Source organism: Rhizobacter sp. P2_H2 (assembly GCF_056403375.1).
On record NZ_JBFUFP010000163.1, the window covers coordinates 1 to 7959 of the forward strand.

Genomic DNA, 7959 nt, shown 5'->3' on the forward strand with positions numbered 1-7959 from the left:
CCTCGGGGCTGGTGAGGCGCTCGGCGAAGATCGCCGCCTCGGCCTGGATGGCCTGCAGCGTGGCCTCGCTGCCGGCGCGGCGCAGCAGCTTCTTCGTGTCGCGCACGGCGCCCGGCGGCAGCGCGTTGAAGCGCTCGGCGATGCGGCGCGCATGCTGCGCGACCTCGCTGGTCGGCAGCACCGCGTTGGCGATGCCCATCTCGACCGCCTCGACCCCGGTGAACGGCTCGCCGAGCAGGATCTTCTCGGCCGCCTTCACGCGGCCCACCAACTGCGGCACCACCAGGCTCGACGCGAACTCCGGCACCAGGCCCAGGCTCACGAACGGCATCGCGAGGCGTGCCTCGTCGGCCACGTAGACCAGGTCGCAGTGCAGCAGCATCGTGGTGCCGATGCCGATCGCCGCACCGGTGACGGCCGCGACGACCGGCTTCTCGCAGCCGTTCAGCGCCTGCATGAACTGGAACACCGGCGAGTCCTGGCCGCTCGGCGGGCGTTTCATGAAGTCCTCGAGGTCGTTGCCCGAGGTGAAGATGCCGGGCTGGCCGGTGATCAGCACCGCGCGCACCGCGGCGTCGGCCTGCGCGGCCTTCAGGCCGTCGGCCATCGCCTGGTACATGTCGATCGTGATCGCGTTCTTCTTCTCGGGGCGCGCGATCTCGAGGGTGAATACGCCGTTGAGAACGGCGGTCTTGATGCTCATGTCGTCTCCTTCATCGTGTGCAGTGAGGCCGGGCCGAAGCCCTGCAGCAAAGCCGTCATGCGCGGCCAGAGTGTCGCCTGGAACTGCTCGCGGAACAGCCCGAAGTGGCCGATGCGCTTCGCTTGCACATCGGACGGCGCGATGCGCTCGATGCGGCGCTGCGCATTCGGGTAGCAATCGACCAGCACGCGGGTGCCGCGCTCGGTCATCAGTTCATCGTCGGTGATCGACAGCGCGACCAGCGGGAAGCGCGCCGCCTCGAACTGCTCGCGCACCGCCGCCCCTTCGGCACCGACGTGGTAGCGCGGATGCAGGCACCAGCGCCGCCACTGCAGCATCACGCCCTTCGGCAGGTCGCCGACCTTGCGCAGCCGCTTGCCGGGGAAGTAGCCGAAGACGGCGGTCGCGACCGGCACCAGCACGTACCAGAAGTACAGGATCATGCGGCGCAGCGGCGGCGCGTTGTCGCGCCAGTAGCCGCTGCCGGCCGCCACCGAGATCAGGCCGTCGACCTGCGCGTGGTTGCGCAGCAGGCCGGGCAGCTGCGCGCCCAGGCTGTGGCCGACGAGGTACAGCGGCAGGCCCGGCGCGGCCTCGCGCAGCGCATCGATCGCGCTGTCGTAGTCGCGCGCCCAGCTGAACAGGTCGGCCTTCAGGCCGCGCAGCGACGGCGTCGCGCGCGACTCGCCCATGCCGCGGTAGTCGAAGGTCGCGACCGCGTAGCCCTGCCCGGCCAGCCATTGCGCGAACGGCTGGTAGTAGTCCTGGCGAACGCCCATCGCACCGCCGATCAGCACCGCGGCTTTCGCGGCGCCGACCGACGGGTACAGGCGCAGCGACAGCCGGCTGCCGTCGTCGGTCTCGAGTTGCCTCGTCTCCATGCTCACCTCCACCCACGATCCGTTCGCCCTGAGCAGGGGCCGAGCCTGTCGAGGACCCGTCCGTCGAAGGGTTGGTGCCAGTGGCACGCGGCCTTCGACGAGCTCAGTCCGACCCTTCGACAGGCTCAGGGCGAACGGGGTTACTTCGGACCTCGTTGGCTTGAAGAGATCAGACGCGCTCAAAAATTCCCGCAGCGCCCTGGCCGGTACCGACGCACATCGTCACCATCCCGTACTTCAGGTTGTGGCGGCGCAGCGCGTGGATGACCGTCGCGGCGCGGATCGCCCCGGTGGCGCCCAGCGGATGGCCCAGCGCGATCGCGCCGCCCATCGGGTTCACCTTGGCCGGATCGAGCCCGACGCTGTTGATCACCGCCAGCGACTGCGCGGCGAACGCCTCGTTCAGCTCGATCCAGTCCAGGTCCTGCTGCTTCAGGCCGGCATAGCGCAGCGCGGCCGGGATCGCCTCGATCGGGCCGATCCCCATGATCTCGGGCGGCACGCCGCGCGCCGCGAAGCTGACGAAACGGGCCAGCGGCTTCAGGTCGTACTGCTTGACGGCCTTCTCGCTCGCGAGGATCAGCGCACCGGCGCCGTCGCTCGTCTGCGAGCTGTTGCCGGCGGTCACGCTGCCCTTGGCGGCGAACACCGCCTTCAGCTTGGCCAGGCCTTCCGGCGAGGTGTCGGCGCGCGGGCCTTCGTCGAGGCTCACGGTGCGGGTCTTCACGCCCTGCTCACCGGTCAGCAGGTTCGGAAAGCGCTCGACGATCTCGATCGGCGTGATCTCGTCCGTGAACTCTCCCGCCTTCTGCGCCTTCAGCGCGCGCATGTGCGATTCGTACGCGAACGCGTCCTGCGCCTCGCGGCTGACCTTCCATTGCGCGGCGACTTTCTCGGCCGTCAGCCCCATGCCGTAGGCGATGCCGACGTTCTCATCCTTCGCGAACACCTGCGGGTTGAACGACGGCTTGTTGCCGCCCATCGGCACCAGGCTCATCGACTCGGCACCGCCGGCGATCAGCACGTCGGCCTCGCCGACGCGGATGCGGTCGGCGGCCATCTGGATCGCCGTCACGCCCGAGGCGCAGAAGCGGTTGACCGTCACGCCGCCCACCGGGTGCGCGAAGGCCAGCGCGACCGCGATGCGGGCCATGTTCATGCCCTGCTCGCCCTCGGGGAACGAGCAGCCGATGATGGCGTCCTCGATCGCCTTCGGGTCCAGCGTCGGCACCTGGGCCATCGCGCTGCGGATCGCGGTGACCAGCAGGTCGTCGGGGCGGGTGTTCTTGAAGTACCCACGGCCCGAACGGCCGATCGGGGTGCGGGTGGCGGCGACGATGTAGGCGTCTTGCACTTGCTTGCTCATGTTGTGTTCTCCGCTCAGTTGCGAACAGGCTTGCCCGTTTGCAGCATGCCCATGATCCGTTCTTGACTCTTCGGGTGCTCCAGCAGCCCGCAGAAGTGCTTGCGCTCCAGCGCCATCAGGTACTCCTCGCTAACCAGCGAGCCGGCATCGACATCGCCGCCGCACACCACGTCGGCGATCAGCGCCGAGATGTGGAAGTCGTGCGCGCTGATGAAGCCGCCGTCACGCATGTTGACGAGCTGCGCCTTGATGGTGGCAATGGCGTTGCGGCCGGCCACCGGGAACAGCGTCTTCGCTGGTGCGCGGTAGCCGCTGTCGAACATCGCCTTCGCCTGCTGGATCGCGACGAACAGCAGCTCGTCCTTGTTCGGGACGATCACGTCGCTCCACAGCAGGTAGCCGAGCTTGCGGCTCTCGATCGCGCTGGTGCCCACCTTGGCCATCGCGGCGTTCGTGAAGCCGTCGGTCAGGAACTTCAGGATGTCGGCGTTGGCGTTCGCGGCGCTCGCCATCTCGGCCGCACGGCGCGCGATGTACGCGAGACCGCCGCCGCCCGGGATCAGGCCGACGCCCACTTCGACCAGGCCGACGTAGCTTTCCATCGCCGCGACGCGCTTGGCCGAGTACACCGACAGCTCGCAGCCGCCGCCCAGCGCGATGCCGCGGATCGCCGAGACGACCGGGACCTGCGCGTAGCGGATGCGCAGCATCGCGTCCTGCAGCTTCTTCTCTTCAGGGGCGATGCCCTTGGCGCCGCTCTTCATGAAGACCGGCATCAGCGCCTCGAGGTTGGCACCGGCCGAGAACACGTCATCCGGCGACCAGATCACCAGGCCCTTGTACTTCGCTTCGGCGATCTCGACCGCCTTCAGCAGGCCCTCGGTGACGGTCGGGCTGATCAGGTGCAGCTTCGCGGTGATGCTGGCGATCAGCACCTCGCCGTCGAGCGACCAGACGCGCACTTCCTCGTTCTTGAACTCCTGCGTGCCGGCCTTCAGCGGATCGGCCGCGCCCGAGCCGAGCACGGCCTCGGGGAAGTGCTGGCGGGCATACACCGGCAGCGTGCTGCGCGGGATGTACTTGTTCTGCGACGCGCTCCACGAGCCTTCCGGCGAGTGCACGCCCTCGCGCCCGTCGAACACCCAGGCCGGCAGCGGCGCCTTGCTCAGCGCCTTGCCGGCGTCGATGTCGGCCTTGACCCATTCGGCCACCTGCTTCCAGCCGGCGGCCTGCCACAGCTCGAACGGGCCTTGCTGCATGCCGAAGCCCCAGCGCATCGCGAAATCGACCTCGCGCGCCGAATCGGCGATGTCGGCCAGGTGCACCGCGACGTAGTGGAAGCTGTCGCGCAGGATCGCCCACAGGAACTGCGCCTGCGGGTTGGTGGATTCACGCAGCAGCTTCAGGCGCTCGGGCGCGGCCTTCTTCAGCATGCGCGCGACGATCTCGTCGGCCTTGCCACCCGCGGGCACGTAGTCAGCCTTGGCCGGGTCGAGGCGCAGGATGTCCTTGCCGACCTTCTTGTAGAAGCCGGCGCCGCTCTTCTGGCCCAGCGCGCCCTGCTCGATCAGCTTGGCCAGCACCGGCGGCGTCGCGTAGCTCGGGAAGAACGGGTCGTCGGCCAGGTTGTCCTGCAGCGTCTTCACGACGTGCGCCATCGTGTCGAGGCCGACCACGTCCGCGGTGCGGAAGGTGCCCGAGCTCGCGCGGCCCATCTTCTTGCCGGTCAGGTCATCGACCACGTCATAGGTCAGCCCGAAGTTCTCGGCTTCCTTGATCGTCGCCAGCATGCCGGCGATGCCGACGCGGTTGGCGATGAAGTTCGGCGTGTCCTTCGCGCGCACGACGCCCTTGCCGACCGCGGTGGTCACGAAGGTCTCGAGCTGGTCGAGGATCTCCGGCCGCGTCGCCGGGGTCGGGATCAGCTCCACCAGGTACATGTACCGCGGCGGGTTGAAGAAGTGGATGCCGCAGAAGCGCGGCTTGATCTCTTCGGGCAGCACGTCCGCCAGCTTGGTGATCGACAGGCCCGAGGTGTTGCTCGCGACGATCGCGTGCGGCGCAATGAAGGGCGCGATCTTCTTGTACAGGTCGAGCTTCCAGTCCATGCGCTCGGCGATGGCCTCGATGATCAGGTCGCAATCCTTCAGGAGCTCGCTGTGCTCCTCGTAGTTGGCCTGCTGGATCAGCGCGGCGTCTTCCGGGATGCCCAGCGGCGACGGCTTCAGCTTCTTCAGGCCTTCGACGGCCTTCGTGACGATGCCGTTCTTCGGGCCATCTTTTGCCGGCAGGTCGAACAGCACGACCGGCACCTTGACGTTGACCAGGTGGGCGGCGATCTGCGCGCCCATCACGCCGGCGCCGAGCACGGCGACCTTGCGGACGTTGAAGCGACTCATGTTTCTTCTCCTTTGACTTTGATTTACTCGACCCGGATCCAGGTCTGGGTGCGGCCGAACAGCGGCGCGCCGACATAGCCTCGAACTTCCAGCTTCTTGCCGCCCTCGATCGGCTTCAGGCGCAGCTTGTAGGTCTTGCCGTTGGCCGGGTCGAGGATRCTGCCCCCGTCCCACAAGCCGTCGGTGTCAGCGCTCTTCTTCGCGCCGCGGATGATCGACAGCCCGACCAGCGGCTGGCCCTTGCGGTCGTCGCTGCATTCGTCGCAGACGGCGTCCTGCTTCGCATCGGGATCCAGCAGCTTCTCGAGCTTGCCGCTGATCACGCCGTCGGTCTCGACGATGCGCACCAGCGAGCGCTCCTTCTTCGTGCTGTCGTCGATCGTCTTCCACAGCCCTGCGGGCGTGGCCTGGGCATGGGCGCCCGCCACGGCCAGCGTGGCGGCGAGTGCCAGCAGCAGTCTCTTCATCGCTTGTCTCTCCTGATTTGTTTTGTTTCGACGGGGTGCAAGGCAGAGGCTCAGAACAGCGCCTCGTCCATTTCCATCAGCGGCTTCAGGCCGGTGCGCGCGGTGCGGATCAGCGAGGCGGTCTCGGGCAGCAGCTTCGCGTAGTAGAAGCGTGCCGTCGCGAGCTTGGCCTTGTAGAACGGATCACCGCCGTCCACCTTGGCCAGCGCGACCTTCGCCATGCGGGCCCAGAAATACGCGAACACCAGGTGGCCGGCCACGCGCAGGTAGTCGACCGCGGCCGCGCCCACTTCGTCGGCGTTGCCGAAGGCCTTCATGCCCAGCTCGGTGGTCAGCTTCGTGACCTTGTCGCCCAGCTCGGCCAGCGGGTTCACGAACTCCTGCATCGCCTCGTTCGTGCCTTCTTCCTCGACGAACTCCTGCACCAGCTTGCCGAACTTCTTCAGCTTGGCGCCGTTGTCGGAGAGGATCTTGCGGCCCAGCAGGTCCAGCGACTGGATCGTGTTGGTGCCCTCGTAGATCATGTTGATGCGGGCATCGCGCACGTACTGCTCCATGCCCCATTCCTTGATGTAGCCGTGGCCGCCGAACACCTGCATGCAGTGCGAGGTCGCGATCCAGCCGTTGTCGGTGATGAAGGCCTTGATGATCGGCGTGATCAGCGCGACCAGGTCGGCGCAGTCCTTGCGCACGTCCTCATCGTCCGAGGCCAGCTCCTTGTCGAGCTGCAGCGTGGTCCACATCGCGAGCGCGCGGCCGCCTTCGGCATAGGCGCGGGCAGTCAGCAGCATCTTGCGCACGTCGGGGTGCACGATGATCGTGTCGGCCGGCTTGTCCGGGTTCTTCGGGCCCGACAGCGCGCGCATCTGGATGCGCTCCTTCGCGTAGGCCACCGCGTTCTGGTAGGCCACTTCGGTCAGCCCCAGCGACTGCATGCCGACGCCCAGGCGGGCGGCGTTCATCATCACGAACATCGCCGCCAGGCCCTTGTTCGGTTGGCCGACCAGCGTGCCGACGGCGCCTTCGAGCACCATCTGCGCGGTCGCGTTGCCGTGGATGCCCATCTTGTGCTCGAGGCCGCCGCACCAGATGCCGTTGCGCGAGCCGATCGAGCCGTCGGCATTGACGTTGAACTTCGGCACCGCGAACAGCGAGATGCCCTTCGAGCCGGCCGGTGCATCCGGCAGGCGCGCCAGCACCAGGTGGACGATGTTCTCGGCCAGGTCGTGCTCGCCGGCGGAGATGAAGATCTTGTTGCCGGTCAGCTTGTAGGTGCCGTCCGCCTGCGGTTCGGCCTTCGTGCGCAGCAGGCCCAGGTCGGTGCCGCAGTGCGGCTCGGTCAGGCACATCGTGCCGGTCCACACGCCGCTGGTCAGCTTCGGCAGGTACAGCGCCTTCTGCGCATCGGTGCCGTGCGCATGCAGCGCCTCGTAGGCGCCGTGCGACAGGCCGGGGTACATGGTCCAGGCCTGGTTGGCCGAGTTCAGCATCTCGTAGAAGCACTGGTTCACGACGTGCGGCAGGCCCTGGCCGCCGAAGGCCGGGTCGCAGCTCAGCGCCGGCCAGCCGCCTTCGACGTACTGCGCATAGGCTTCCTTGAAGCCCTTCGGCGCGGTCACTTCGTGCGTGGTCTTGTCGAGCGTGCAGCCCTCTTCGTCGCCGCTCTGGTTCAGCGGGAACACCACCTGCGATGCGAACTTGCCGCCCTCTTCGAGCACGGCGTTGATCGTGTCGAGGTCGATGTCGGCATGCGCCGGCAGGGCCTTCAGCTCGTCGACCACGTTCAGCACTTCGCTCATCAGGAACTGCATGTCACGCAACGGAGGGGTGTACTGAGCCATCGAAAAAACTCCTGGGAAAGAAATGGAAACTCGGGAAATCGGATTCAGCGGCGCGCGGCGCGCAGCGGCTTGGCGGGGGCGGCCGCCGCATCGACCGCGTAGTAGCCGAGCACGCGCTCGAAGGCATGGCGGGCGCGGTCGAGCGCACCGGGGATGCGCAGGAAGCGGGCGTCGTGGTGCAGCGCGAGGATCAGGCCGTGGATCTCGAACAGCATCTGCAGCGGGTCGGTGTCGGGGCGCAGCTGGCCCTCGTCGATCGCGATGCGGATCGCCTTCTCCAGCGCGGTGTGCCAGGCCTGCAC

At 67.7% G+C, this 7959-nt stretch carries 7 protein-coding genes; all 7 read right to left on the reverse strand.

Annotated elements, in window-relative coordinates; genetic code table 11:
* Nucleotides 1–703, reverse strand: a 703-nt coding sequence (locus tag AC1D15_RS11615; RefSeq protein ID WP_477826090.1) for an enoyl-CoA hydratase-related protein, incomplete at its 3' end; no start/stop codon positions are given.
* Nucleotides 700–1584, reverse strand: coding sequence for an alpha/beta hydrolase family protein (locus AC1D15_RS11620; protein WP_477826091.1), 885 nt, complete (start codon nt 1582–1584; stop codon nt 700–702). The genes AC1D15_RS11615 and AC1D15_RS11620, both read right to left, overlap by 4 nt.
* Before the next feature lie 169 nt (nt 1585–1753).
* On the reverse strand, nt 1754–2950 hold the full coding sequence (locus tag AC1D15_RS11625; RefSeq protein WP_477826092.1) for an acetyl-CoA C-acyltransferase: 1197 nt from the start codon (nt 2948–2950) through the stop codon (nt 1754–1756).
* 14 nt (nt 2951–2964) lie between these two features.
* Complete coding sequence (locus tag AC1D15_RS11630; RefSeq protein ID WP_477826093.1) at nt 2965–5349, reverse strand: 3-hydroxyacyl-CoA dehydrogenase/enoyl-CoA hydratase family protein; 2385 nt, start codon at nt 5347–5349, stop codon at nt 2965–2967.
* A gap of 23 nt (nt 5350–5372) precedes the next feature.
* Nucleotides 5373–5816, reverse strand: a complete 444-nt coding sequence (locus AC1D15_RS11635) for a DUF2147 domain-containing protein (protein ID WP_047500318.1) — start codon at nt 5814–5816, stop codon at nt 5373–5375.
* A gap of 50 nt (nt 5817–5866) precedes the next feature.
* Nucleotides 5867–7657, reverse strand: coding sequence for an acyl-CoA dehydrogenase C-terminal domain-containing protein (locus AC1D15_RS11640; RefSeq protein WP_477826094.1), 1791 nt, complete (start codon nt 7655–7657; stop codon nt 5867–5869).
* Nucleotides 7658–7701: 44 nt separating this feature from the next.
* The coding region (locus AC1D15_RS11645; protein WP_477826095.1) for a TetR family transcriptional regulator C-terminal domain-containing protein at nt 7702–7959 on the reverse strand (258 nt) is incomplete at its 5' end.